General features: G+C 49.3%; 26 protein-coding genes and 1 tRNA gene. 20 read left to right on the top strand and 7 right to left on the bottom strand.

The genetic code is table 11. The annotated features are described in order from the left end of the window. Nucleotides 1-1142, top strand: a 1142-nt coding sequence (locus NR121_RS04305; protein WP_375162507.1) for an ATP-binding protein, incomplete at its 5' end; no start/stop codon positions are given. 57 nt (nucleotides 1143-1199) lie between these two features. On the opposite strand, the gene NR121_RS04300 is transcribed toward NR121_RS04305, so the two are convergent. Next, nucleotides 1200-2132 (bottom strand): EamA family transporter, encoded by a 933-nt coding sequence (locus NR121_RS04300; RefSeq protein WP_054820169.1) that lies wholly within the window; start codon nucleotides 2130-2132, stop codon nucleotides 1200-1202. Nucleotides 2133-2168: 36 nt separating this feature from the next. Further along, nucleotides 2169-2930, bottom strand: a complete 762-nt coding sequence (locus NR121_RS04295; protein ID WP_054820168.1) for an SDR family NAD(P)-dependent oxidoreductase — start codon at nucleotides 2928-2930, stop codon at nucleotides 2169-2171. A 104-nt stretch (nucleotides 2931-3034) separates the two neighbouring features. On the opposite strand from NR121_RS04295, the gene NR121_RS04290 reads away from it, so the two are divergent. Further along, entirely contained in the window at nucleotides 3035-3328 is a 294-nt protein-coding gene (locus tag NR121_RS04290; RefSeq protein WP_062407201.1) for a hypothetical protein, read from the top strand. 32 nt (nucleotides 3329-3360) lie between these two features. Then, nucleotides 3361-3813 carry a hypothetical protein gene (locus tag NR121_RS04285; protein WP_256830616.1) on the top strand — a complete coding sequence of 151 codons (453 nt, stop codon included), beginning with the start codon at nucleotides 3361-3363 and terminating at the stop codon, nucleotides 3811-3813. On the opposite strand, the gene NR121_RS04280 is transcribed toward NR121_RS04285, so the two are convergent. After that, on the bottom strand, nucleotides 3739-4785 hold the full coding sequence (locus NR121_RS04280) for a YkvI family membrane protein (protein ID WP_062407205.1): 1047 nt from the start codon (nucleotides 4783-4785) through the stop codon (nucleotides 3739-3741). The two genes, NR121_RS04285 and NR121_RS04280, sit on opposite strands and share 75 nt — an antisense overlap. A gap of 191 nt (nucleotides 4786-4976) precedes the next feature. On the opposite strand from NR121_RS04280, the gene NR121_RS04275 reads away from it, so the two are divergent. Then, the gene (locus NR121_RS04275; protein WP_249929510.1) at nucleotides 4977-5579 is read left to right on the top strand and encodes a DedA family protein; all 603 of its coding nucleotides are present in this window, start codon (nucleotides 4977-4979) and stop codon (nucleotides 5577-5579) included. A gap of 114 nt (nucleotides 5580-5693) precedes the next feature. Here the strand turns inward: NR121_RS04275 and NR121_RS04270 are convergent, their stop codons facing one another. After that, nucleotides 5694-6416, bottom strand: coding sequence for a DUF4309 domain-containing protein (locus tag NR121_RS04270; RefSeq protein WP_054820165.1), 723 nt, complete (start codon nucleotides 6414-6416; stop codon nucleotides 5694-5696). Nucleotides 6417-6720: 304 nt separating this feature from the next. On the opposite strand from NR121_RS04270, the gene NR121_RS04265 reads away from it, so the two are divergent. Next, nucleotides 6721-7290: a xanthine phosphoribosyltransferase gene (locus NR121_RS04265; protein WP_062407212.1), complete on the top strand. Its 570-nt coding sequence runs from the start codon at nucleotides 6721-6723 to the stop codon at nucleotides 7288-7290. A 142-nt stretch (nucleotides 7291-7432) separates the two neighbouring features. After that, a complete protein-coding gene (locus tag NR121_RS04260; RefSeq protein ID WP_074727901.1) occupies nucleotides 7433-7756 on the top strand; it encodes a hypothetical protein in 324 nt (107 codons plus the stop codon). A gap of 117 nt (nucleotides 7757-7873) precedes the next feature. Here the strand turns inward: NR121_RS04260 and rpiA are convergent, their stop codons facing one another. Both rpiA and NR121_RS04250 read right to left on the bottom strand, forming a co-directional pair. Next, nucleotides 7874-8545, bottom strand: coding sequence for a ribose-5-phosphate isomerase RpiA (gene rpiA, locus NR121_RS04255; RefSeq protein ID WP_074727903.1), 672 nt, complete (start codon nucleotides 8543-8545; stop codon nucleotides 7874-7876). A gap of 212 nt (nucleotides 8546-8757) precedes the next feature. Next, a complete protein-coding gene (locus NR121_RS04250; protein ID WP_054820163.1) occupies nucleotides 8758-9276 on the bottom strand; it encodes a substrate-binding domain-containing protein in 519 nt (172 codons plus the stop codon). Nucleotides 9277-9449: 173 nt separating this feature from the next. On the opposite strand from NR121_RS04250, the gene NR121_RS04245 reads away from it, so the two are divergent. The 4 genes from NR121_RS04245 to NR121_RS04230 all read left to right on the top strand — a co-directional run bounded on the left by NR121_RS04245 (nucleotide 9450) and on the right by NR121_RS04230 (nucleotide 10758). Continuing rightward, nucleotides 9450-9662 carry a hypothetical protein gene (locus tag NR121_RS04245; RefSeq protein WP_054820162.1) on the top strand — a complete coding sequence of 71 codons (213 nt, stop codon included), beginning with the start codon at nucleotides 9450-9452 and terminating at the stop codon, nucleotides 9660-9662. A 64-nt stretch (nucleotides 9663-9726) separates the two neighbouring features. Beyond that, nucleotides 9727-9954: a hypothetical protein gene (locus NR121_RS04240; RefSeq protein ID WP_054820161.1), complete on the top strand. Its 228-nt coding sequence runs from the start codon at nucleotides 9727-9729 to the stop codon at nucleotides 9952-9954. Nucleotides 9955-10200: 246 nt separating this feature from the next. After that, entirely contained in the window at nucleotides 10201-10422 is a 222-nt protein-coding gene (locus NR121_RS04235; protein WP_054820160.1) for a hypothetical protein, read from the top strand. Nucleotides 10423-10674: 252 nt separating this feature from the next. Beyond that, a tRNA-Leu gene (locus tag NR121_RS04230) sits at nucleotides 10675-10758 on the top strand. A gap of 114 nt (nucleotides 10759-10872) precedes the next feature. Here NR121_RS04230 and NR121_RS04225 read toward each other — a convergent pair. Continuing rightward, nucleotides 10873-12042 (bottom strand): 2-methylaconitate cis-trans isomerase PrpF family protein, encoded by a 1170-nt coding sequence (locus tag NR121_RS04225; protein ID WP_054820159.1) that lies wholly within the window; start codon nucleotides 12040-12042, stop codon nucleotides 10873-10875. 136 nt (nucleotides 12043-12178) lie between these two features. On the opposite strand from NR121_RS04225, the gene NR121_RS04220 reads away from it, so the two are divergent. The 10 genes from NR121_RS04220 to cas1c all read left to right on the top strand — a co-directional run bounded on the left by NR121_RS04220 (nucleotide 12179) and on the right by cas1c (nucleotide 24498). Continuing rightward, nucleotides 12179-13051 (top strand): LysR family transcriptional regulator, encoded by an 873-nt coding sequence (locus NR121_RS04220; RefSeq protein ID WP_054820096.1) that lies wholly within the window; start codon nucleotides 12179-12181, stop codon nucleotides 13049-13051. A 190-nt stretch (nucleotides 13052-13241) separates the two neighbouring features. Further along, nucleotides 13242-14294, top strand: a complete 1053-nt coding sequence (locus NR121_RS04215; protein WP_062407224.1) for a Bug family tripartite tricarboxylate transporter substrate binding protein — start codon at nucleotides 13242-13244, stop codon at nucleotides 14292-14294. Nucleotides 14295-14377: 83 nt separating this feature from the next. Continuing rightward, nucleotides 14378-14839, top strand: coding sequence for a tripartite tricarboxylate transporter TctB family protein (locus NR121_RS04210; RefSeq protein ID WP_054820097.1), 462 nt, complete (start codon nucleotides 14378-14380; stop codon nucleotides 14837-14839). 12 nt (nucleotides 14840-14851) lie between these two features. Beyond that, nucleotides 14852-16378: a tripartite tricarboxylate transporter permease gene (locus NR121_RS04205; protein WP_062407226.1), complete on the top strand. Its 1527-nt coding sequence runs from the start codon at nucleotides 14852-14854 to the stop codon at nucleotides 16376-16378. Between the two features lie 345 nt (nucleotides 16379-16723). Further along, nucleotides 16724-19150: a CRISPR-associated helicase Cas3' gene (cas3, locus tag NR121_RS04200; RefSeq protein ID WP_256830606.1), complete on the top strand. Its 2427-nt coding sequence runs from the start codon at nucleotides 16724-16726 to the stop codon at nucleotides 19148-19150. Nucleotides 19151-19336: 186 nt separating this feature from the next. Further along, entirely contained in the window at nucleotides 19337-20056 is a 720-nt protein-coding gene (cas5c, locus tag NR121_RS04195) for a type I-C CRISPR-associated protein Cas5c (RefSeq protein ID WP_054820098.1), read from the top strand. After that, nucleotides 20053-21945, top strand: a complete 1893-nt coding sequence (gene cas8c, locus NR121_RS04190) for a type I-C CRISPR-associated protein Cas8c/Csd1 (RefSeq protein ID WP_074727914.1) — start codon at nucleotides 20053-20055, stop codon at nucleotides 21943-21945. Before cas5c ends, cas8c begins: the two co-directional genes overlap by 4 nt. A gap of 15 nt (nucleotides 21946-21960) precedes the next feature. Continuing rightward, nucleotides 21961-22821, top strand: coding sequence for a type I-C CRISPR-associated protein Cas7/Csd2 (cas7c, locus tag NR121_RS04185; protein WP_054820099.1), 861 nt, complete (start codon nucleotides 21961-21963; stop codon nucleotides 22819-22821). Continuing rightward, nucleotides 22811-23470, top strand: coding sequence for a CRISPR-associated protein Cas4 (gene cas4, locus NR121_RS04180; protein WP_256830600.1), 660 nt, complete (start codon nucleotides 22811-22813; stop codon nucleotides 23468-23470). The genes cas7c and cas4 overlap by 11 nt, the downstream gene beginning before the upstream one ends. Continuing rightward, on the top strand, nucleotides 23467-24498 hold the full coding sequence (gene cas1c / locus NR121_RS04175; RefSeq protein WP_062407236.1) for a type I-C CRISPR-associated endonuclease Cas1c: 1032 nt from the start codon (nucleotides 23467-23469) through the stop codon (nucleotides 24496-24498). Before cas4 ends, cas1c begins: the two co-directional genes overlap by 4 nt. Nucleotides 24499-24534 lie beyond the last annotated feature (36 nt).

Genomic DNA, 24534 nt, shown 5'->3' with positions numbered 1-24534 from the left:
CGGCGCTGGAGCTGCTGCAGCTGGCGGAGCAGTCGCTCGAGCAGCTGCAGCGGCTGCGCCGGCAGGCAGCGCGCTGCGAGGCGATGCGGCGCACGATCGCCGGCTTCGCGGCGGAGACGGCGGCGCTGCTCGGCGACGCGGCCGGGCGCGACCCGGGGCCCGCGCTGAGGGCGTGGCAGGCCGCCCGCGACCGAGAGCTTGCCCGGCTGCAGCAGCTGGAGCACGGCCGCCGGCAGCTTGCTGAACTGCAGCAGCAGGCCGCGCTTTTGCAGCAGCAGCTGGAACGGTGCGAAGCCCGCCGTCTGGAGCTGCTCCAGGCGGCGGAGGCGGAAGGGGAAGAAGCGCTGCGCAGGCGCTATGTGGAGTACCGGCGGCGGCTGGAACTGCTCGCCGAGCTGAGGCAGGAGGAGCTTGCGCTCAGAACCCTGGCCGGCGATGAACAGCTGGAACGGTTGAATGAAGAATTGGAACGGCGGCAGGCCGCAGATTTGGAAGAAACGCTTCAGGCTTTGCAGGAAAACCTGGAGTCAAGCCGCGGATTGCTGGAACATGTCCGGGAGGAGAAGACCCGCCGGCGTTATGAGCTTGATCGGCTGATATCCGGCGGGGACCATGTGGACAAGCTGCAGACGGTGGAGGAGCGTCGGGCCGAGCTGCAGCGCTTGATCAGGCGCTGGGCCGTCCATGCGATGTGCAGCTCGCTGTTCGTAAGGACAAAGAAGATGTACGAGCACGAGAAACAGCCCTCCGTCATGCAGAGAGCTTCGGTTTACTTTGAGCGTGTGACCGCCGGACGCTACGTCCGGATGCTCGCCCCGCTGGGCGAGCAGAAAGTGCTCGCGGAAAAAGAAAACGGGGAGCAGCTGGATACGGTTCATTTGAGCCGGGGAACGGCGGAGCAAATGTATTTGTGCATCCGCTTCGCGCTTGCGGACGAATATGCCGCATCCGGTATCCAACTGCCGCTTGTCATCGATGACTTGTTCGTCAATTTTGACGATGAGCGGCTGGGATACGGGCTGGACCTGCTGCGGTCCGTTGCGGAACGGCATCAGCTGCTGCTGTTCACCTGCCACAGGCACGTGCTGGACGCTTATGCATCCCGTTTTCCGGCGGCATCCGTCAGTCGTCTTACGCCATAATCGTTTCAGCTGCCGGTTGGCGTCAGCTTTCTCCCATGGAACGCCGGCATGATGCTTTTAAGCTGACAGCCTCAAAAGAATCATGCCTGTCAATACGCATAACAAGCCGCCCAATTCGAGGCGGCTGAATTTTTCTTTGAGCACGAAACGGGCATATATCAGGATGAGTGCGACATTCATCGAAACGACGGCGCTGACAAGTCCGGTTACTCCGAGCTTGAACGCCTGCATGAGCAGCATCATGCCGATGGCGTTCGTGCTGCCGACCACCATCCCCCACAGCACCGTTCTGCCGGGTGACCACAGCTTTGTCGAATCCGCGGCGGCGGCAGGAGGACTTCCCGCCTCCTCCGCGGCCGCCGCGATTTCCTTCACGGCACGGTCAAGTCCTGCGGCAGCCTGCCGCCTCATATTCAGCAGCCATACGACCCCGAACAAAATCGCGCCGGTCGTAAACATGAGTGTGAGCGTCGGCATTGCCGCCGCTTCAAGCAGGGCGGATTGCTTTCCGGTGAGATCGTTCAAGGCGAAGAACAGCATGGCGAGCGCTCCCCACTGGGCGCCTTGCAGATTGTTCAGAGACAGATCGCTGGAATAACGGATCAGGATAATCCCGGCGATGATAACCAGAAACGAAACCAGCTGCCAGCCGTTCAGCTTTTCGCCCCAGAATAAATAAGCGAGCACTACGACTACTACGGGCGGAAGGCCGGTAAACATCGCCACAAGCGATGTTTTTCCGACGGCGAAGCCTTTATACATCGACGCGTTGGAGGCAAATGAAAACAGCCCCATGAGCACTCCGATCCATACAGGCCTGGTCCAGGCTTGTCCGGTCACCAGGCTGGCGGCCAGCGCGGCCAGCGCGCCCATCAGAAAAACGCCGAACAGAAGCGGATCACGGTGGATCGGCCGCTGCGACGTCCATTGATACAGGATGCCTCTCAATCCGAAGCAGATCGATGAGGCAGCCGCAAATACGAACCACATAATGCTAATCTCCTTATTGTCAGACGGATAAGGTGCTTATTCTTCGTAAATCATTTTGACCGTCATGCCCCCGTCGATCACGAGGTTCTGCCCGGTAATAAAGCCAGCCCGGTCATCGGCCAAATAGAGACAGGCGGCTGCGATGTCTTCAGGCGTTCCGACGCGTCCCACCGGGTGCTGCAGCCGGTCACGCTCGGTATGGACCGGATTCCGGCGTTTGGATGCCTTCTGCCAATCACCAACCTCGATCCAGCCGGGACTGATGGCGTTCACACGGATCCCGTAAGGGCCGAGACTGACGGCCATGGCATGGGTGAGCGCCAGTAAGCCGCCTTTGGAGGCAGCATAGCTTTCCGTATCGGCTTCCGACATCAGTCCTCGGGTAGAAGCCATATGAATAATAACACCGGAGCCCTGGCATTTCATAGCTCTGGCGGCATGCTGCGAGCATGCGAACGCTCCGCGCAAATTGACGCCGATGACCCGATCGAATGACGCCAGCGGCAGGTCCAGCATGGACCCGTGAATGCCGATCCCGGCATTGTTGACGAGCACGTCGACCCGGCCAAGCTCTTCGAGCATAGCCTTGAACCATTGTTCAATATCCGTTTCCCTGGACACATCGGCGGGAAAGAACAGGATTTTGCCGCCCAGCTCGCGGATTTCCGCGACTAGCTCGTCTCCTGCTTCCTGGTCCGTATCCGCCACGGACACCTCATAGCCCGCTTTGATGAATTCAAGGGCAACCGCTTTACCGATCCCTTGCGCTCCGCCTGTGACGGCAGCTACTTTACGCATTGAACTACCTCCTGATTGGCATCGAAACATTGCTTTTTTTTGAGTATATCGAATACTATAGGGGTAGTACAAGAATAATGTGAAGACGAGGGGAGAGACCGTTCATGAATTCGGAACCATCTGAATCGCCTAACAAGCAGCGTGTCTCCCGCGAGATGACGTATCGTGACGGCCGAAAGCGAAAAACCATCACGGGAACAGGACAGGCCGCCGCCCTCTCATCGGACGAGGCGGGAACGTTGTCCCTGCCGGAATCCGCTTGGCGCCGATGGGGTCTGCTTTGGCGTGAAGCGCCCGTACCCGCAGGCATCTTAAAAGCGTCCATAGCGATTCTTCCCGCTGTGTTGTTTGCTCTTTTTGTGTGGATGGCCTATGAATTGAGCCGATATACCTTTTAATATCCAATAATCGCTTGTGAGGTGCTGCAACCATGATGACGCTGTTAGCTCTGTTCGGCGGTGCGTTGGGACTTGCCGTGACGGGCTCGGCCGTGCTTCTGGCCTGGTCGGTCTTTGCCGGGGCTCAAGCCCGTAAGGGGGAGCCGGACGGGGAGGAGAACGGACCTCCGGGAAACCCTTCCGGCTGGCTTCAAAAAAGTGCCCCGCATTTGCTGAAATGGACTTATTTCGATTATGCGCTGCTCGTTTTGTTTATGGTCGGCAGCATGTTCTTATTCACAGATCTGGTCGCCGTATTGCGGGATGCGGATCAATATCCCCCTTACCATTTCGGGTACTTGCTGTGCGGATTCGTTTTTACCCTGTCCGGTATGCTGATGCTGATCGTCCGTTTAGCGCTGACCTTATCGTTAGTTCGGACGGATCGAAGGAGTCCTTCGCCACATCATCATGACCATCCAGGCCATGCTGAGCATGCCGAGTAAAGGATAAAGCGATGAGATCAGCGCTTTAAAGCCGATCTGACTGATGCCATAGCTGAGCAGGAGAACAACGGGGACGATGGTCTTGTAAGATAAGCGTGTCCGTTGTTCGAGCTGAAGGGATAAGCCGTACACATCGGCCAACAGGGTAGTGAAGATTTCGCCGTAAATGACGAGCACAAACAACAAGGGCAGCAGCGAGCCAAGGCCCAAGACCAGCTGGCCCATGGGAATATCGTAATTCATAATGCCCGGCATTTGCGCGGAGAGGGCAAAATGTCCTGCGATAAGCATCAGGCCGATGCCGACTCCACCCCATAATCCGCCCCAGAACAGTACCGAACGGTCATCGATTTGGGCGCCAAGGGGGACTAATACGGCCTGGGCCATCGTCAGGTTAAAGGCCACGTACAAAAAAGGGGCAAACCAAATGCGCTGCAAGGAGTAACCGGTTTCGAGCAGCAGCCAGTTGGCGGACCCCGGTGAGTTCACAGCGTTCCAAACCACGATGCAGCTGAATATCATCATTAACGGTACGACGATGGAATTGACGGTCATAATGGCGTTCATTCCTTTGATCAGGAGCACATAGGACAACAGCAGCGTAACGGCCAATCCTGCCTGGTAAGGCAGATTCAGATGCTCGGAAAAGACGGAACCGGCGCCTGCCAGCATCACGGTGGATACACCGAACAAAGAAATCAGGGTAAAAAGGCTGATCAGGCTGCCGATGCGCTCCCCAAACAACAGTTTGTTCAGATCTTCATATGATTTGGCTCCTGCAACGTTGGCGAGCAGCATCAGCTTGATCCCGAGCCATACGAACAGCACGCTCGCGATCCCGATGGTCAGCGTGGCCATCCAGCCGTAGCGGGTAAAAAACTGCAATATTTCCTGCCCGGTGGCAAATCCTGCACCGACGACGGTACCTACATAGGTGAAGCTGACCTGCAGGATGCTTCCCCATCTTCTCATTTATGCGATCCTCCCCTTTAACGGCTTGGCTACTATATAACGTATGAAATTCGGTCAAGCCTCATGACTTTTTATTGCCCGGAAGACCGTCAGGAAAGTTGTTCTTGGGTAAATATCAAACATCTGGTACAATGAGACTAGCTTGAGTTTCGACAACTTTTTCGCTGGAGCGTGTCAAGGTGGAGCATCTCTTGCAATTGATAGATCACTACGGTTATTTTGCTCTATATGGTTTATTGGCACTGGGAATCGTCGGTATTCCCGTTCCTGATGAAATTTTAATGACGACTGTCGGTTCTCTTACCGCAGCCGAGGAACCGCTGCTATCGTTCGGCGTTACATTGGCGGTCAGCTTCTGCGGAGCGATGACGGGTATGGTGGTAAGCTATATTCTTGGAAGGAAGGTCGGAAAGCCTTTTCTATATAAATATGGAAAATGGGTCAAGCTTACGCCTGAACGGCTGCATGTGGCGGAGAACTGGTTCAAAAAATACGGCATGTGGGCAGTTGCTTTCGGGTATTACGTTCCCGGGGTGCGCCATTTTACCTGTTATTGGGCAGGCGTCAGCAATGTGGGGATTTGGCGTTATTTGCTTTTTGCGGGGATCGGCGGATTGATCTGGGTGACTACCTTCTTGACGCTCGGACATGTGATTGGTATGAACGCTCCGCGAATCCTGGAGGCGGCGCATCATTATTTGTGTATGCCTGTGTTTGTTATTGTCGCCGTCGCCTGTGTCGGGGCCTATATCTATTGGAGGTACCGCAAGCGGGCGCTGTATGGCTCGAAATAAGTCTTTCATCTGCGGTCATCTGCGCATCGATGAAAACCATTTCAATTCCTTTCGCACAAAACGCGTTAAACACGAAATAACCCGCCCGTTTTTAACCGAACCGGGCGGGTTATTTTATTCTGCAAACAATTTGATCGAATTCACGGTTTGTGTTTTGGGATCGATATCCAGCTTCAGCATGGCGCCATTGGCTTTATAAGAGAGTACATAGGTGGTGTTGACATCCGGCTTGCCGAGCGCCTTTGTCACGTTTGCGACAGGATCGCCCAGCTTCAGGCCTCCCAGTCCGGGATTGATATCCGCGCTTCTGACATCGATAAAAAGCAGTTCGTTCTTTTGGTTAAAGCCCATCAGGAAATCGGTATAGTCGTATACGGTAATCGGATCGGTATCGTCTACCATGACGAACTGCTCCCTCGGTTTGCCGATCCTGCTCACCACTTCCTCCGCACTGGTCTTCAGCGTGAAGCCGAGCAGAGTCGGGTTGGCTTCGGTGTAAGGCGATTCGATTTTGATTTTGGGCTTGGTGCCGCCTCCGGTTTTCGGAGCACTGCCGTTCTTTTCATTGTCTTCTGTACGTGCGCTGGCAAGAGAGACTTGTTCATTCGTATCGGCAGGGGAAGCCGAGTCCGGCGGAGCGTCGGCAGACGGGTCCGTTGCAGGTGTCTGAGGTGACCATGCTTCATCGCCGGGTGCCAGTGTTCCAGAGACGACCGCTTGTGCGCTTCCATCCGGAGTCTCGCCCGGTCCCGCTTGCTCCTTTGTGCATCCTGCAGCGATGAGCGCTATCACCATCATAACGGATAAGAATCCGATGAAACTTTGCCTTTTATTCATCACGAACTTCCTTTCCGTGTAACATTACACCATTGAGCCTACTTCATGATACTCTTTCACAGCCGGCTTCACAAAGACCAAAAAACGCCGAATCCGGTCAAATGGCATGAAAAACAGGGTTACCATTTACAAAGCTTCATTTTTACTCCGGCAGACGATCTTTCTTCCTTATAATGTTATAGACGAAGGAACAAGATAAAAGGTTGCATAAATTTATGGAATCCGCTTAAAGAAGATACTTGAAACCTAGTTTGCCGTTATGATAAGTTATCCAAATAGAGGTTCAGAGACGGAGGCGTGGAGAATGGAATTATTGAAGCAAAAAATAAGGGAAGTGGGCGTTGTTTTATCCGATGAGGTCATTAAGCTGGATGCCATTCTGAATCATGCGGTCGATCCGGCCCTGACAACAGCGATGGGACAGGAATTCGCCAAGCTGTTTCGGGAAGAAGGCGTGACGAAGATTGTTACGATCGAGTCGTCCGGCATTCCGATCGCTTTTGCGGCCGCACAAGAGTTGAACGTCCCGCTTGTATTTGCGCGGAGGAAGAAAACACTGAATACGGATACGGAAACCTACTGCGAACGTGTACCGTCTTTTACCAAAGGGATGGTGACGGATATCATGGTATCTAAAGAATTTTTGAATGAAACGGACCGGGTTGTGCTTATAGACGATTTTATTGCAAACGGGGATGCCGCACGAGGACTTATTCGCATTATCCGACGCTCTGGAGCCACATTGCTCGGTGTGGGAATCGCGGTTGAAAAATCATTCCAGGCCGGCGGCCGGACGATCCGCGAATCCGGCGTTCGTGTAGAGTCTTTGGTGAAAATCTCATCGTTGGCCAACGGGCAGATTCAATTCGAGTAACCGTATCGGAACTTATTTTCGTGCGACAGAAAGCCTTCCATCCAAGCGCATTTTACTATATAATGATGAGTAAGCGAATTAAATGAGCAATGCTTAAAGCCAGTTCATCTGCAACTGACTAACATGGGGAGGTGCTACTTGCATGGGGAAAGAAGTTCCGTCCGATTTTTTCGTAACCAAATTAAGAGAGGCGAAATTACACTTTGAACGTGCCCTTGATTGTAAACATACGGATTTTGACGATCTGTATCCCTATATGATTGAGCATCCTCAATTTTTTTGGTACAAACGGTATGTGGCTTGGTCTGAGCTGTTGACGATCGTAAAGCTTTGCAACGAGCTCCAGATTTCATGGGAGGAGCAATTTTCGCAGCAGCAGGTCGATTACATCAACAAGCGGGTTATGTCCAGCAGAGTACTCGACTACTGGTTCGAAACGAATGATTCAAGAGAACATGTCAGTTAGTTAAATAAATGATCGATTGCTGATAATGCAGTCTTCCATAAGAACCTGTCCGCCGAAGCATAAACGGCGGCACAGGTTTTTTTTTGAATCACGGGGCTGCCTGTCGTTGAATGGCGTTCATTTTATGATTTCGACCGTGCCGTCGCTGCGGCCGATATAGGCCGCCGAGGCCATCCGTACGAACAGGCCGTTCTCTACGACGCCCGGAATTTGATTGAGCTGCACGGCCAGCCATTCCGGGTCCGCGATGGAACCGAACTGGCAGTCGGCAATGAAGTTCCCGTTGTCTGTCCAGTAAGGCCGGTCGCCGTCAAGACGGACGGTGGGCGTGCAGCCCAGTTCCCGCAGGCGGTTCAGCGTCAGCCGTACCGCAAACGGAACGATCTCCACCGGCAGCGGGAACCGCCCCAGCGTCTCCACACACTTTGATTCGTCGGCTATGATCAGAAGCTTGTCGCTGTTTGCCGCCAGCACCTTTTCCCGCAGAAGCGCGCCGCCCCCGCCTTTGATCAAGCGAAGAAAAGGATCGATTTCGTCCGCCCCGTCGATCGTCACATCGATCCGGTCGATCTCCTCGATGCCGATCAGCGGGATTTCCCACTCCGCTGCAAATTGTTCGGAACGTTCGGAGCTTGGGACCCCCTTGATGTCAAGCCCCTCCCACACGCGCTCCGCGATGCGTTTGATCGCCCAATAAGCGGTCGATCCGGTGCCCAGTCCGACGATCATGCCGCTTTCCAGCGTTTCCACCGCTTTTTCGGCCGCCAGCTTTTTTAAATTCTCATTCATTTCCCGACACCTCGCTGCCGCATTATGCAAAAGTATGGAACGTCGCTCAGCTATTCATCAAGTACGGCCTTGCTTCAGGGTTCAATTTATGTTTCACCAATGCCATGAACCGTTTCATCGTCTCATTGCGGCTGATCTTCTGAGGATATACCCAGCCAATTTGAAGCGAAGGCTTGTTCATATCCAACTCTAGCACGACAAGATCGCCGTTATCAACCCAGCGGGTCCTGCCCAAGGGAAAAATCGAGTCCGATCGCAAACGCATGCTCCTCGATCATGGCCTGATCGAGCGCATCCAAATTATTGGAAACGAACAGCAAATTTATTCGGCCGTATTCGGCTATCAGGCGATCCTTGAACTGCAACAGGTAATTATCGTGATAAAGAACCATGGGATGCTGCAGCAGGACATCCGGCTTGATGCTCCGTAATGACGCAAGCGGAGACGTCCTGCCGGTTACCAATACGAATTCCCCCGGAAGCATAGGTTCAAACAGAAGTCCCTTGGCTGCGTTCATCACGCGTCCGGAATAAACGATTAACCCGATATCCAGACGATCGTTTTGAATTTCGTTGACGACATCCTGCGAAGCCATCTCGATAATACTCGTTTGGATGTTCGGCGCCACCTTTTTTAATTCAACGATGGTTTTCACAAGGATGGGCATGAATCCGGGCAGCGCCGCCACTCTGAGCTCTTGGTGAAGCGTCGAATGGCTGCCTTGCGACAAGCGCTTCAGGTCTTCGATGTGACCGAGAACCTCCTCCGCTTTGGCAATGATCGCTTGTCCCGCCGGCGTGTCTGAAGGGAGCTAATATCGGAATCGCCAAGCGCGACCGCGAATCGGACTTGTCAGTTCGGAATCGACGAAAATGGAAATTCGCGCCATACCCCTCCCGAAGGTTGTCAGGTGCGGGCAGTGCGCGGTACAATCAAGACAACATTCCGACTGCTCCAAAGGGAGACGCCGAACTTGCGGACCACCGCCAAGTGTTGGACATCGCGCCGCGCAGTATGGCGGAAGATGGGCCGGCCATTGTCATTGTCGCGATTTATCATCGCACGATTGTGGGAAGAAGAGCGACTGCCGGCCTGAAGCCGGTGTCTCCCGCGTAGTCTGATTGAGCAGGTTTATGGCAGCCCCTGGATGGGGTAATCTTAAACCAAAGGAGGGTTATCCGTGATTTCGGATGAACAGCTGGATATTTATAGATTAGAGAGTACCCTGTTGAGAGTTGTCCGTGATGCGGACAGCGCAAACGATGTCAAAGGCATTGTAGTCGCATGGGACGACAACACGGTGATGATTCGTAAACCGAACCGCCGGTTGGTCAAGCTGGACCGGCGCTATCACTATCAGCCGTTTTCCGAACCCAGGGTTTCCTTGTTCTCGATAGAGGAAGAATAATGGCCGAAAAAAGCCCAATATGCGGTACCTTCGTTCCCGCTGGCCGGCTTTCGTTCCGGATTGCGCAGCCGCTTGGGTAAACGCGGTTAAGCTGCAAAATTAAAGGCGGCTGCATTCCAGGAGTTGAATTTTCGGCTGGAAGAAAGCGATATGACGGTGACGGGTACAATAACTGACGTATGAGGTGACCGCGCTTGGGGCACCATAGGTTATAAAGAACCGGCGCAGATCAAGGAGTGATAACCAATGCAGGAAAGCGGGGGGATGCAGGAGGAGTATATTTTGTTGGAGGAGCATTATGTTCTCAAAATTCGCAAGAGCGGCGAAGGGGTCGAGGGAGAGGTCCTGATGCGGGATTTCACGAGTCCCGGCCACGCGGCCCATTTGTTCGCAGCTCCCCGGCAGGAGACGCCGGAAGCGCTTGAAGCTTGGGCACAGCAGGCGCTCCGCGCATACAGGGAGGGCTAGCCGACGGCGCAGTATAGGTAACGCGGTGAGCAGCAGCAAACCGGGTGTTGCGATCAGAACGACTTTACTTGACGGCACAGGGGGTTGGAAGAAGCTTCGGCTTTAATGGCCTCGGTAAACATACGAATGGCATCATATAGATTTAGAAAAAAAGGGGTCAAAAATGCTTGACTTCCCTTTTGAACGATGGTATTATACTTCTTGTCTCCTTGGAAGAAGTGCTTTGATAGACTTTCCCGGAGAAATAAATTTGCGGTCGTGGCGGAATTGGCAGACGCGCTAGATTCAGGTTCTAGTGGTGTAACAACCGTGGAGGTTCGAGTCCTCTCGTCCGCATCAAAAGAAACGAATAATCAAGGGTTTGAGCCTCTGGGGTTCAAGCCCTTGATTTTTTTGCATGAAATAATGGGGCCTGGAAGCCCTGTAATAAGAAATATATTGCTCGTGGACTCATCTATCATGCGCTGCAAGCACGGAATAAGGGATATAGGCATATCCGTCCATTAATCTTCTCGCGGTTCTTCCGCATGCCGCCCGTTCTACGCTCCAGGAGGATTTATGTTGTTCAACTCTGGCTTCTACATACAGGATTCCGGAGGGATGACCTACCCGTACTCCGGCGCCGCTGGAAGTCGTTAATTGATTAGGAATACTCCCCGGGATTTGACAAGCCGCTGCCAAAGCCATGGCGCCGCTTACCGCATGGGCTTTATGAAGCGTACCCATGGCAAGATACCGGGAAAGAATATCCGTATCTCCAGCCGGAACCATTTGGTTCGATGAAGTGATATAATCTGCCGGGGCAGCGACCATGGCTATCTTGGGCAAGGCGTGTGTCGATGGATGGACGATTTCATCCGGTCGAATTAAACCTGTCTTGATTCCTGCCTGTACCCGAATTTGCTCCAATGTATCCAGCAATTCCTTGTTGCCGTTGATTTCTTGGTGAAGTTCAGTCCCTTTTGCCCCTACATCGTGCGCTCTGACGAATACCACCGGATTGGAGCAGTCGACGAAACTGATTTCAAATCGTCGTCCATCCTGAAGCCAAACTGTATCGACCGGAGAACCGGTTGGCAAAGTCTTTCCCGTGAACGTTCCCCCGGAATCAAGAAAATTCAGCATGATTTTCGAAGCGACGCCCGGTACGCCTGCAATGGAAAAATCCCCTTCATACTTTATTTGTCCATTCTCAACCGGAATTTCAGCTACGATGATCTTATTGATGTTGGTGTTATAAATGCGGACCTCGGTAACGGGCTCCGTTAATGCCACATAGCCTTCTTCTGCCGCATAAAGTCCTACGGCGGTGATCAGATTACCGCAGGTTACCTTATAATCGATGACGTTTTTCTCCAGACTGACTTGACCGAAGGTATAATCGATATGGGCGCCTGATCTTGAAGGCGGGCCTACCAATGCCAGCTTGCTGGTCAAGCTGGTGCCGCCTCCCAGGCCGTCGATTTGATTGCTGTCCGGGCTGCCGAACAACCGGAGTATCATGTGATCCCGCAATTGCGGATCGGAAGGAAGGTCAACCTTGCGCAATATAAGCCCTTTGCTGGTTCCTCCCCGCATGATAGTTGTCGGTACTTTTACTAATTTTCCGAAATCGAACATGCGCGTCACTCCTTGATTTATTGGAGAAAGTTAGTTTTTGTATTTTTAAATGTAACTTACGAGAAGAAATAAATATAATATTAAAATTCTATATATTATAATAGAAAAAGTTGATTTCTAACGGAGGTTTGTAATGATGGAAGATAAAGACTGGATGATCCTGGAAACGCTGCATCGGGAGCAAAACATCACAAAGACGGCGGAGCAGCTGTATATTTCACAGCCTGCTTTGACCTATCGATTACAGCAGCTTGAGAAGGAGTTCGGAATCAAGATCGTCAATCGGGGAAGAAGAGGCATTCAATTTACTGCACAAGGCGAGTATCTGGTGAAGTATGCCCGTGAAATGCTTCTTGAGCTGCGCAAAACCAAAGAATATTTATGGAATCTGGACAGCAAGGTAACCGGCATTCTGCGTTTGGGGGCTTCCAGCAGCATTGCATCCTACAGGCTTCCATCGATTTTGAAACAGTTTCTGGAGCAGTACCCCGACGTGGAAGTAAGGGTGGTGACGGACTGGAGCTCTGAGCTCGTTCATTCCGTATATAAGCAAAACGTTCATATCGGCATGATTCGTGGGGATTATGATTGGCCCGATGAAAAGCATTTATTGCTGGAGGAAAGCATTTGCGTCGTTTCCAAAAAGAAAATCGAGCTGAGCGATCTTCCCAATCTTCCCCGAATCAACTACAAAACAGACCAGTCCTTAAGAAATACCGTAGATCATTGGTGGAAGGAACGCTTTTCCCAGCCTCCGAGCATTGCTATGGAGGTGGATAAAATGGAGACGGGAAAAGAAATGGTTCTGAATGGACTGGGCTATGCTATTCTGCCTACGATTGTGCTGGGAGAGCAGGAGGATCTGCATAAAATCAAGCTGACCTCTAAATATGGGGAACCTATCAACCGAAAATCGTGGATGATTTATAAGAAGGAGTCGTTGGATCTTCAGTTGATCAAAGTGTTTGTTGATTTTGTAAGGAACATGGAATTCGGCCAATTGAAATAGACATAAAAGAAATCTATTAATAATAATAGAAAAACGGTATTTAATTTATCTCAAAATCTGAATTACACTAAGCTTACTATCTGATGCAGTCAGAAGAGAGCCGACAAACAGGAAGAGGCGATGAGATACAGGGGATCTTTTCGCACTTTCCTCCGTTTGGCTAAAAATGAATAGCTTGGAGGTACAGATGATGAGAAAATCAAATTGGAAGTTAGGGGCTCTGTCTGCCGTATTGTTAATCAGCTTAACGGGATGCGGAACGGCCAAAGAAGCAGGTACTGCGAATGCAAATGAAACCGCAACCAAAACGGCGGCCAAATCAAATTATCCGGTGAAGCCTATCACTTTCGTGGCTCCTAACGGTGCGGGAGGCGGTTTGGACAAAACAGCGAGACTGATTGTCAAAGGGCTTTCCGAGACCAAGCTGGTCACCGAGACGATGACCGTCGAAAATAAACCGGGCGGCGGCGGATCGGTCTATATGGCTGAGTATGCAACAAAAGAAACCAAAAACCCTTACAAGCTTCTGGTCAATTCACCGCCTGTGATCATCAACAACTTAAAGAAAGAAGGAAATAGTCCCTTCGGCTATAAGGATACGACGCCGTTAGCTCAATTGACCAAGGATTACGGTGCGATTACGGTTCCTGCCGATTCGAAGTACAAGGATTTGAAAGCGCTGTTGGAGGATATCAAAGCGGATCCTGCCAAAGTGATTATTGCCGGCGGCTCTTCGCCGGGCGGTATGGATCACTTGTTTGCCATGCTCCCGGTGTATAAATACGGTCTCGATCCGAAAGCCATCAAATATGTCGCTTACGACGGCGGAGGAGAAGCGATCACGGCGCTGCTCGGTAACCATGCGACCGCTGCCGCTAAGCCGGTGTCGCTGATTCTTCCTTACGTGAAATCCGGACATGTGCGTGTACTGGCCGTCACTTCTCCGGAAAGAATTCATACCGACCTGCTTAAAGATGTCCCAACCTTAAGAGAGCTTGGATTAGACGCAGACTTTACCATTTGGAGAGGCGTGTTAGGCCCTAAGGAAATGGGCAAAGATGAAATCGCTTACTGGGATAAAGTGTTCAAAGAGCTCAGTGAAAAAGAAGAATGGAAAAAGCTGCTGGCAGAAGACGGCGTGGAAAGCGAATATAAAAGCGCTGCAGATTTCAAACCGTTCCTGGATGAGCAGGAAAAGCTGATTAAAGAGATTTTAGACGTGCTTGGCATGTCGAAGAATTAATCGGGATCCATCCTTAAAAAGCAGGAGAAGCCCTTGTCCTTCGCCTGCTTTTTAGTGGAACCGGAATCGGGGAGAGGGCGAATTTGAATAAATCATTTGACAGATGTTCCAGTATCGTTTATTTGGTTACAGGCGCGGCGTTCATGCTGTTAAGCCAAAATATTTCCACAAGCGCTTATGGAAGCGAGGTGGGGCCCAATATTTTCCCGTTTGGACTGGGCTTGATCCTTGTTCTTTTAAGCTTGCGTTTGTTATATGAAACGTTCCGCTACCCTGATGCTGCAAAAGTAAAAAAATCTCTGGATTATAAAAAGTTCGGCATTCTGTTTGTGTCGGCTGTACTTTATGCCTATTTCCTGGAAGACCTCGGATATGTCATCGGAACGTTTTTGTTTTTGTTGATCGGCTTTCAAACGTTGGAAAAAGGGAAGTGGCTGATTTCCATTGCCGTATCGGCTCTTTTATCGATCGGCATTTATTATGTATTCGTTGAAATCTTGCAGGGATCTTTACCAGGCTTTCCTGTTTGGCTCGGATGGGAATAAGGGGGTTTAACCGTGGAAGTTCTTCAGTTTTTAGGCAGCGGTTTTATTACGGCTTTGCAGTGGCATAATCTTGTGTTTGCATTTTTCGGTGTGTTGATCGGAACCGCGGTAGGCGTTCTGCCGGGCATTGGTCCTATCAGCGGCGTGGCCTTATTAATTCCGATTACGGCTTCCATGACATCGGGTTTAAGTCCCGCAGAAGCGGCCACAAGCTCGATTATTTTGTTGGCGGGAGTCTATTACGGCGCAATGTACGGCGGTTCTACGACGTCCATTTTGCTGAATACCCCCGGTGAGGCGTCCTCGGTAGTGACTACGCTCGACGGTCATCAAATGGCCAAGCAAGGCCGGGCTGGCTCTGCTTTATCTATAGCGGCGATCGGCTCCTTTGTCGCAGGCATCGTTTCCCTTTTATTTCTGGTCTGTCTTGCGGGGCCCCTGTCGGATTTAGCGCTGACCTTCGGACCCGCTGAATATTTTTCGCTTATGGCTTTAGGGCTGTGTGCGGTGAGCGGGCTTGCCGGCAAATCGGTTACCAAAGCGCTGATTATGACCATTCTCGGACTGCTGCTGGCAACCGTAGGAATGGATGCGGTTTCCGGTGTGGCCCGCTTTACTTTTGATAACCCTTCTCTTTATCAGGGATTTGAATTTTTGACGGTGGCGGTCGGTTTATTTGCTCTGGGTGAAGTGTTTAAAACCATTTTGGAAAAAGATACGGATGACGGTCCGATCTCCAAAATTAACCGAGTGATACCGACTAAACAGGATCTTAAGGAGAGTGCGGCACCGATTCTCCGCGGTTCGTTCCTGGGATTTTTCATTGGCGTACTGCCGGGCGCCGGAGCAACGATTGCTTCTTTTTTTGCTTACATCATGGAAAAGAAGCTCAGTAAACATCCCGAGAAGTTCGGACAAGGAGCGATTGCGGGCGTAGCCTCCCCTGAATCGGCCAACAATGCGGCCTCGGGAGGAGCGTTAATCCCGATGCTGACCATGGGTATCCCTGGATCGGGTACAACGGCCATCTTGATGGGGGCGCTCATCATGTACAACATTCAACCGGGTCCGCTTTTGTTCAAGGAGCATCCCCAAGTGGTATGGGGTTTGATCGCAAGTATGTTTATCGGAAACGTGATGCTGCTCATTTTGAATATGCCTATGGTTAGAGTGTTTGCCAAAATTATTCAGACGCCAAAAAAGTTTTTGCTGCCCATGATCGTGGTCATTTCCATATTCGGTGTTTATGCGGTACAGGCGAGTATTTTCGATTTAATGCTGCTGATGTTGTGCGGCGTTGCGGGGATTTACTGGACGCGCAATGATTATCCGCTGGCGCCTCTGGTTCTTGGCCTTGTTCTGGGACCGATGATCGAAAATAATTTGCGCCGGGCGCTAACGATTTCGAATGGAGATTTTATCATTTTCGTGCAAAAGCCGGTTTCGGCCGTCTTTTTGCTGGCTGCGGCCTTATGGCTTATCATCCCGGTTGTTTTAAAGATGAAAGGCAAAAATGTATTACAAAGCGAGGAAGGATAAGAGGAGAAAATTTTCCTGCTTCACAGGCGAAATGAAGTAAAGCTAAGTAGTTATCCGCCTTCTTCTCTTTTCGCGGGAATGGAGGTTTTAAACAATAATCGGCTAGCCCTCAGTCATTTTCATGACTTATGGGCCGGCCTTATTCTTTTTATTCCTTATCCAAAAATAAATTTACTGTGCTGCGCGGACCTTGGTTTGAACTGAGTGACAAGGTATCTTTATAATGCTGACTGATCCCGCGCTGAGTCGAATCTAATCAGAATATATGTTCCCTGACAACTTTTGAACATAAGATGGTGTATATTTAGTTTGACAAGGCAAAAGTAAAGAACTGGGAGGGATAAAATGAATTACGTCGCTCATATTCGTGAAAGTGACAATCAGATTCAAGGCGTTGAGGAGCATTTGCTTGGAGTAAAAGATTTGGCGGAATCATACGGGGAGAAGATTGGCGTCAAGCATATAGCAGGTCTTGCGGGCATGCTTCATGATATGGGCAAATTTACCCATGAATTTAGAGAGTACATACTAGAGGCGGCGAGAAATCCGGATTCTCCGCCGAAAAGAGGCAGTGTAGACCATTCGACAGCGGGCGGAAAGTTATTATACCAGCTGTTTCATACGGGGAACCCTTCCAGGCTTCAGTGGATTTTGGCTGAAGTTGTAGGTAACGCTATTCTGTCTCACCATTCCTATCTTCACGATTTTCTCAATAAGGATTTGGAGTCGCCTTACTTGAAGCGCGTGCAGGAAAAACAATTAAATGAGTTTGATCGGTCTGTACAGTGTTTTTTTGACCATGTGATCAGCGAGGCGGAATTTCACCAGTATGTTTCAAAAGCATTAGTAGAATTAGAGGCTTATCTGATGAAACCCTTTGCGGGGAATGATGAAAGCAAGCTGATGTTCCTGACCAAGTTTATTTTTAGCGCATTAATTGATGCCGATCGAACGAACACCAGATTATTTGAAGAAAATAAGACCCACGAACCGGAACAGAACCGCAAGGAGCTGTTCGATGGCTATTATGAGAAACTGATGGCAAAGATTCACTCGTACCAAATTCAAGACGCCGCAAAAACACAAATGAATATCCTTAGAAGGAAAATGTCGGAACAGTGCGACCAGTTTGCCGGGAAGCCGTCGGGGATCTATACCTTATCGATTCCAACCGGAGGCGGCAAGACATTGGCCAGTTTAAGATATGCACTCAAGCATGCCAGTCTGCACGGCAAGAAGCACATTATATATGTAGTTCCATATACAACGATTATTGAGCAAAATGCCGAAGAAATTCGCAAAATCCTGATGGATGGCGGACATATTTTAGAGCATCATTCAAACGTCATCATCGAGGACGGGAATGAGGACGACGAGAACGAGGACGGCCTGATCAATACACGGCAAAAGCTGAAGCTGGCAAAGGATAACTGGGATTCGCCGATTATTTTTACAACGATGGTGCAGTTTTTGAATGTGTTCTATGCCAAAGGCAGCAGAAATATCCGGAGGCTTCATAATTTAAGCGAGTCGGTGATTATTTTTGACGAGGTGCAAAAGGTTCCCGTTTCATGTGTATCGTTATTTAATCAAGCACTGAATTTTTTGAAAACTTATGGCCATTCCAGTCTCATTCTTTGCACTGCAACCCAGCCTGCATTGGATTTTGTGGAGCATAAGCTGGCATTGAACGCAGACGCTGAAATGATTGAAAACCTGGATCGCGTGATCGAGGCTTTCAAACGGGTGGAGATTATTGATAATGCAACGGATGAAACGTTTAACAATAATAAGCTTGCCGATTTTATTGCGGAAAAAATGGACGAAGTTCAAAGTGTGCTTGTTATTTTGAATACGAAGACGGTTGTGAAGAGGTTATACCGTCAAATGGCGGGGAGTCATGTCCCCATTTATTACTTAAGCACATCGATGTGCGCCGCGCACCGAAATCACATATTGGAACAAGTGCGGGAACATCTTGAGAAGCATGAGAAAGTCATATGCATCAGCACACAACTGATTGAAGCAGGGGTAGATGTAAGCTTTGATTGTGTGATTCGTTCTTTGGCGGGTCTCGATTCAATAGCACAAGCTGCCGGAAGATGCAACCGTCATGGGGAGCGGGAGATCCAGCAAGTGTATGTTATTGATCATGAGGAAGAGAAATTGGATTATTTGCCGGAAATAAAGGTTGGGAAAAAACTGTCCAGGAGGATTCTCGTCGATCTCAAGCATGACCGGAACCACCATGGCGGCCATGTTTTATCTGCTCAGGCTATGGACAGGTATTTTAAGGAATTTTATACGGAATTCCGTTCGAGTTTGAACTATTTTATCCCCAAATTAGAGAAGGACATGACCGAGTTATTGGCGTCTAACAGGACACACAATTCGTATAACCAAGCCTATACGCATCACAAGAAAGAAAGCTTGCCATTATTTATTGTCAATAGTTATCGAACGGCAGCAGAACACTTTTATGTAATTGATAACCATACAACCTCTGTTATTGTCCCTTACGACGATGAAGGCAAAGACATGATTGCAAGGCTGAATGGCAATGAGTCGATTGAGGATTTATCACGATTATTGCGCAAAGCTCAGCAGTATACGATTCATCTGTTTCATTATGAATGGGCGCAACTGGCGCAGAACGGGGGGCTGGTAAGCCTGCTCGACGGGAAAATATTCGCGTTGAAGGAAAGTGCTTATAATAAGGAATTTGGCCTTGATCTCGACAATGACAGCCCATTTGAATTGGGAATGTTTTGAAGATGGACAAGAAACTTATCTGATCGATCGGATAGGTTTCCACATCACACACTATACTTTTCAATCCAGACGCTTTGTTTTTTTATTATATCATGACTTAAAGTTAAATTTACAAGATTAAAGAAATGGAATATTATTAAAATATAGTAAATAAGTACTATATCAAGCTGTGAAGGAGGTGAATCGATGAGGAACTCGATCGAGTTTGTCGTACACGGCGCTTATGCGTTATTCACGGATCCTTTGACTAAGCTTGGCGGGGAGAAACTTTCCTACCAAGTGCCTACCTACCAATCTCTGAAGGGGATTGTTGAATCGATTTACTGGAAACCGACGCTCCTAATGATCGTCGATGCCGTCCGGATCATGAACCCCATCCGTATGGAATCCAAAGGCATTCGTCCGATGGATTATAGCGGAGGGAATACGCTTGCCAACTATACGTATCTGAGAGATGTCCGTTACCAGGTGCGTGCACATTTCGAATTCAACATGAACCGGCCCGATATGGCTTATGACCGTAACGAGCACAAGCATCACAACATTATGAAGCGCTCTCTCCAGGCTGGCGGCCGAAGAGACATTTTCCTCGGTGCCAGGGAATGTCAGGCTTACGTTGAACCTTGCGAATTTGGCGAGGGGGACGGGTTTTATGACGGCTATGGCGATATTCATCTGGGAAATATGGTCCATGGCATCAATTATCCGGATGAAACAGGCCGCAACCAATTGGAAGTGCGTCTATGGAATCCGGTGATGAAGGATGGAATTATCCAATTTATAAGACCTGAACAGTGCACGCAGGTTCGTGTGATTACGGACATGGAACCGAAGCATTTCAATCATGCCAATGTCGAATCGGCAGATGAGCTGTTCGCACAATTGGAAGAGGGGGGGAATCCATGAGCTGGCTTTTGAATCTCTATGAAACCTATGAAGCTAATTTGGACCTCGTTGGCAAGATTAAAAAAAAACATAACGAACAAGAGTACACGCTGCTGCCCGTCTCCCATACAACGCAAAATGCGCACATCGAAGTGAATATAACCGAAGACGGGGAGTTTCATTCGGCGACAGTGATTGACAAAAACGATGCGAGTACATTAATCCCGTGCACCGAAGACTCCGCGAACCGCGCAGGCTCCAAGATTGCCCCCTATCCGCTGCACGATAAATTAAGTTACGTAGCGGGAGATTATGCAGCCTATGGCGGTGAAATTAAAAAAGAAGAGCCTTTTACATACTACATTAAACAACTGGAAGACTGGGCTAATTCTCCATATGGTACCTCTAAGGTGAAGAGCATCTATCATTATTTGAGCAAGGGGCGGCTTATTCAGGATTTAGTGGAACACAAGATTTTATTTATAGATGCCGATAACCGCCTTATTGACAAATGGGACGACAAGAAATATGAGGCGCTGTATGGCTCAAAGCCGCCTATATTCTCAGTTATTAGCGGCGAGCAAGCAAGCGCATTCGTTCGGTTCAACGTCTATTCGCCTAATAAGATATTAACGGAAGTATGGAAGGATCAGGAGATGTACGATTCTTTCATCCAATTTTACAGCAGTCGGTTAGGCAAAGAGGATCTTTGTTATGTCTCGGGGAGAACGCTTCCGGCCACGGACAAGCATGCCAACAAAATTAGAAATGCGGGAGACAAGGCCAAATTAATTTCGGCCAATGATACCAGCGGTTTTACGTTTCGAGGACGGTTTAATCTAAGCCAAGAAGCGGCAAGCATTAGTTATGACGTATCCCAAAAAGCGCATAATGCATTGAAGTGGCTCATTCTTCATCAGGGGAAGACCATTGATCAGCGGGTGTTTCTTGTATGGGGTAACGACGATTTGGATGTTCCGGGAGTTAATGAGGATCTTTATTCGATTTCCCCTGCGCCGATTGCCGCTAAAGAGAAAATATCGTTTACCAATAAAGAGTTCGCCGTAGAAGTTGCCAAAGCGTTGGACGGGTATCGAAATCGGTTGTCGTCTTCGTCTGAAGTGAATATTTTAATTCTGGATTCGGCCACAACAGGGCGCATGGCCGTGCTGTACTACCGGAATTTGAACAAGGAGCTTTATCTGGACAAGCTTACGAAATGGCATTCTACCTGCGTGTGGCTGCACCGGTACCGCAAGGATGACAATGGCGAATATGTGCAATTTTACGGGGCCCCCGCCACAAAGGATATCGCGCTTGCCGCATACGGGCCAAGTGCGAGCGACAAGACGGTCAAAGGGGTAATGGAGCGGATGCTGCCATGCATTATCGACGGGCGAGATATTCCGTTGGATATTGTAAACAGCGCTTATCACCGCGCGTCAAACCCCGTATCGATGGAAAAATGGGAATGGGAGAAGACGTTGAGTATTGCCTGCGCTCTAATCAACAGACGGGAGGGATACAATGTGGCATTAGACACAGACAATAATGACCGCAGTTATTTATTCGGCCGCTTGTTAGCTGTCGCCGATGTTTTGGAAAGACGCGCGTTAGGCGCTGAAGAAACCCGCGCCACCAATGCCATTCGTTATATGAATTCGTTCTCCAGGCATCCGGCAAGAACCTGGAAAACCATCCAGAATGCCTTGCAGCCGTATCAAGCCAGGCTGGGAACAAAGGGAACCTATCTATCCAAGATCATTGACGAGGTTGCTTCCCGAATTCCGATTGCCGAATTTAATAATAAACCATTATCCGAAGTATATTTGCTGGGCTTCTATAGTCAACGGCATGAGCTTTATCAGAAGAAAGAAAATAATGATGATGCAGCGGCTGCATCTGATTGAATAGGAGAGATGGACATGACTACTTTAGATCATAAAATTGATTTTGCAGTTGTATTGTCTGTAACCAAGGCTAATCCTAACGGGGATCCCTTGAATGGTAATCGGCCGCGGCAAAACTATGATGGTTATGGTGAGATTTCGGATGTCGCGCTTAAACGGAAGATCAGAAATCGTCTGCAGGATATGGGCGAATCTATCTTTGTCCAATCTAATGATCGCAGATCAGATTCTTATAGCAGCTTAAGAGAGCGTGCGGATGCGAATGCCGAGCTGGCGAAAATTCTGAAGTCTAAGACAAGCTCCAGTGATGAGTTTGCCAGAATTGCTTGCCGGGAATGGTTGGACGTCCGAAGCTTTGGCCAAGTATTCGCTTTCAAAGCGGATAAGGGAGCTGGTGTCTCCGTCGGTGTAAGAGGTCCAGTGTCTATTCATACGGCAACGAGTATTGACCCTATTGATATCACCAGCATGCAAATTACCAAAAGCGTCAATTCAGAGCCCGGTGCGGCAAGAGGCTCGGATACGATGGGGATGAAGCATCGCGTAGATTCAGGTGTCTACGTTTTTTATGGCAGCATCAATACGCAGCTGGCCGAGAAAACCGGATTTACGAATCAGGATGCCGAGAAGTTGAAGCAAGCGCTCGTTACCTTGTTTGAGAACGACGCGTCATCCGCCAGACCGGAAGGAAGCATGGAGGTCCACACGGTATATTGGTGGGAGCACAATTCCAAGCTGGGCCAATATTCTTCCGCCAAGGTACATCGGTCCCTAACGATTGAAAAACTTGTCGAAGAACCCAAGTCGTTCACAGATTACAAGTTTACTGTTCAGCCTTTGGAAGGATTAAAAGTAGAGAGCATCCATGGGAAATAATGAAGACGATGATTATTTAATGCTGTCCGGCATACAGCATTTTCAATTTTGCAAACGGCAGTGGGCGTTAATTCATATTGAACAGCAATGGGAAGAGAACGTCAGAACCATTGAAGGGGAGTATCTTCACCAGAATGCAGATCAGCCGTTTGTAAGAGAGAAGCGAGGTGATAAGCTTGTCGTTCGCGCGATGACTGTGAAGTCGGAGAGCCTTAAAATATCAGGTATTTGCGATGTAGTAGAGTTTATAAGGGACGATAGCGGTGTTGAAATTAATAGCGCTGAAGGGAAATACATCGCCTATCCGGTCGAATATAAACGCGGAAAGCCGAAGCTGAACGATGAGGATATTTTACAGTTGGCTGCACAAGCCATTTGTCTGGAGGAAATGCTGCTGTGCGGCATTGATCAAGGCTATTTGTTTTATAATGAGATCAAACATCGGGTGGAAGTACCGCTAACCGCAGCGATTAAAAACAAAGTGAGGCTTGTTGTTGCTGAAATGCAAGACTACTATAAGCGCAGGCATACGCCTAAAGTAAAAACGGGGTCTTTCTGCCGAAGCTGTTCCCTTCAACATATTTGCTTGCCGGAGCTCATGAGTAAACGGACCGTTAAAAGTTATGTTGAAGGGAGAATCGGTGAATGAAAAAGCTGCTTAATACGCTATTTATTACGCAGCCCGATGTTTATTTGTCACTCGACGGAGATAACATTATTCTGCTTAAGGAACAGGAGAAGCTGGGCAGACTGCCGCTTCACAACCTGGAATCCATTATCGCTTTTGGTTACACAGGTGCAAGTCCGGCACTTATGGGATATTGCGCGGAGCGCAATATCTCATTAGTATTTTTTACTATGAACGGTAGATTCCTTGCCAGAGTGATTGGGGAAAGCAAGGGCAATGTCGTCCTGAGAAAGAAACAATATGCCATATCGGAAGATGAGGTCCTTTCGGCGAAGATTGCGCGTAATTTTATTGTCGGCAAGATTTATAATCACAAATGGATTATTGAGAGAATGACCAGAGATTATCCTTTACGCATCGATGTTGCCCGGTTCAAAGCGATTTCACAGCAGTTATCCGCTATCATGCTGGATGTAAGGGCGTGTGAAGATTTGGAACGATTAAGAGGGTTGGAAGGTCAAGCTGCAGTTAGCTACAATAAACTATTTGACTCGATGATATTGCAACAAAAAGAGGATTTCTACTTTCACTCGCGTTCCCGCAGGCCACCGTTGGATAACGTGAATGCGATGCTGTCATTCGCCTATTCTCTGTTAGCGATTGATGTGGCATCCGCACTGGAAGGTGTCGGGCTGGATGCATATGTGGGATTTCTGCATCAAGACCGGCCGGGACGCGCTTCCCTGGCGCTGGATGTGATGGAGGAGCTGCGAGGTGTCTATGCCGATAAATTTGTGTTGTCATTAATTAACAAGAAAATGGTTAGTAATGAGGATTTTTTGAAAAAAGAGAACGGTGCTGTTATGATGAGGGATGAGGCGAGAAAGAAGTTTCTAACCGCATGGCAAAGTAAGAAGCAAGAGAAGATCACGCACCCCTATCTCGGTGAGAAAATCTCCTGGGGATTGGTACCGCATGCGCAAGCCCTACTATTAGCCCGTTATTTGCGCAATGATTTAGATGAGTACCCGCCTTTCTTATGGAAGTAGATGAGGCATATTTTGAAGCCTGTTTCCGTCGCATCT

The organism is Paenibacillus sp. Pae15 (genome assembly GCF_024519685.1).
Lineage (GTDB): Bacteria > Bacillota > Bacilli > Paenibacillales > NBRC-103111 > Paenibacillus_G > Paenibacillus_G naphthalenovorans.
Note: the sequence above shows the minus strand (reverse complement) of the source record. Positions and strands in the feature narration are given on the sequence as shown.

Bases quoted from the DNA above. Each gene is read 5' to 3' on its own strand.
- NR121_RS04265 (WP_062407212.1), top strand. From the start codon at position 6,721: ATGGAATTATTGAAGCAAAAAATAAGGGAAGTGGGCGTTGTTTTATCC.
- NR121_RS04280 (WP_062407205.1), bottom strand. From the start codon at position 4,785: ATGAGAAGATGGGGAAGCATCCTGCAGGTCAGCTTCACCTATGTAGGT.
- cas4 (WP_256830600.1), top strand. From the start codon at position 22,811: ATGGGAAATAATGAAGACGATGATTATTTAATGCTGTCCGGCATACAG.
- cas1c (WP_062407236.1), top strand. From the start codon at position 23,467: ATGAAAAAGCTGCTTAATACGCTATTTATTACGCAGCCCGATGTTTAT.
- NR121_RS04260 (WP_074727901.1), top strand. From the start codon at position 7,433: ATGGGGAAAGAAGTTCCGTCCGATTTTTTCGTAACCAAATTAAGAGAG.
- cas3 (WP_256830606.1), top strand. From the start codon at position 16,724: ATGAATTACGTCGCTCATATTCGTGAAAGTGACAATCAGATTCAAGGC.
- cas5c (WP_054820098.1), top strand. From the start codon at position 19,337: ATGAGGAACTCGATCGAGTTTGTCGTACACGGCGCTTATGCGTTATTC.
- NR121_RS04295 (WP_054820168.1), bottom strand. From the start codon at position 2,930: ATGCGTAAAGTAGCTGCCGTCACAGGCGGAGCGCAAGGGATCGGTAAA.
- rpiA (WP_074727903.1), bottom strand. From the start codon at position 8,545: ATGAATGAGAATTTAAAAAAGCTGGCGGCCGAAAAAGCGGTGGAAACG.
- NR121_RS04270 (WP_054820165.1), bottom strand. From the start codon at position 6,416: ATGAATAAAAGGCAAAGTTTCATCGGATTCTTATCCGTTATGATGGTG.
- NR121_RS04290 (WP_062407201.1), top strand. From the start codon at position 3,035: ATGAATTCGGAACCATCTGAATCGCCTAACAAGCAGCGTGTCTCCCGC.
- NR121_RS04235 (WP_054820160.1), top strand. From the start codon at position 10,201: ATGCAGGAAAGCGGGGGGATGCAGGAGGAGTATATTTTGTTGGAGGAG.
- NR121_RS04215 (WP_062407224.1), top strand. From the start codon at position 13,242: ATGAGAAAATCAAATTGGAAGTTAGGGGCTCTGTCTGCCGTATTGTTA.
- NR121_RS04300 (WP_054820169.1), bottom strand. From the start codon at position 2,132: ATGTGGTTCGTATTTGCGGCTGCCTCATCGATCTGCTTCGGATTGAGA.
- NR121_RS04225 (WP_054820159.1), bottom strand. From the start codon at position 12,042: ATGTTCGATTTCGGAAAATTAGTAAAAGTACCGACAACTATCATGCGG.
- cas7c (WP_054820099.1), top strand. From the start codon at position 21,961: ATGACTACTTTAGATCATAAAATTGATTTTGCAGTTGTATTGTCTGTA.
- NR121_RS04285 (WP_256830616.1), top strand. From the start codon at position 3,361: ATGATGACGCTGTTAGCTCTGTTCGGCGGTGCGTTGGGACTTGCCGTG.
- NR121_RS04220 (WP_054820096.1), top strand. From the start codon at position 12,179: ATGGAAGATAAAGACTGGATGATCCTGGAAACGCTGCATCGGGAGCAA.
- cas8c (WP_074727914.1), top strand. From the start codon at position 20,053: ATGAGCTGGCTTTTGAATCTCTATGAAACCTATGAAGCTAATTTGGAC.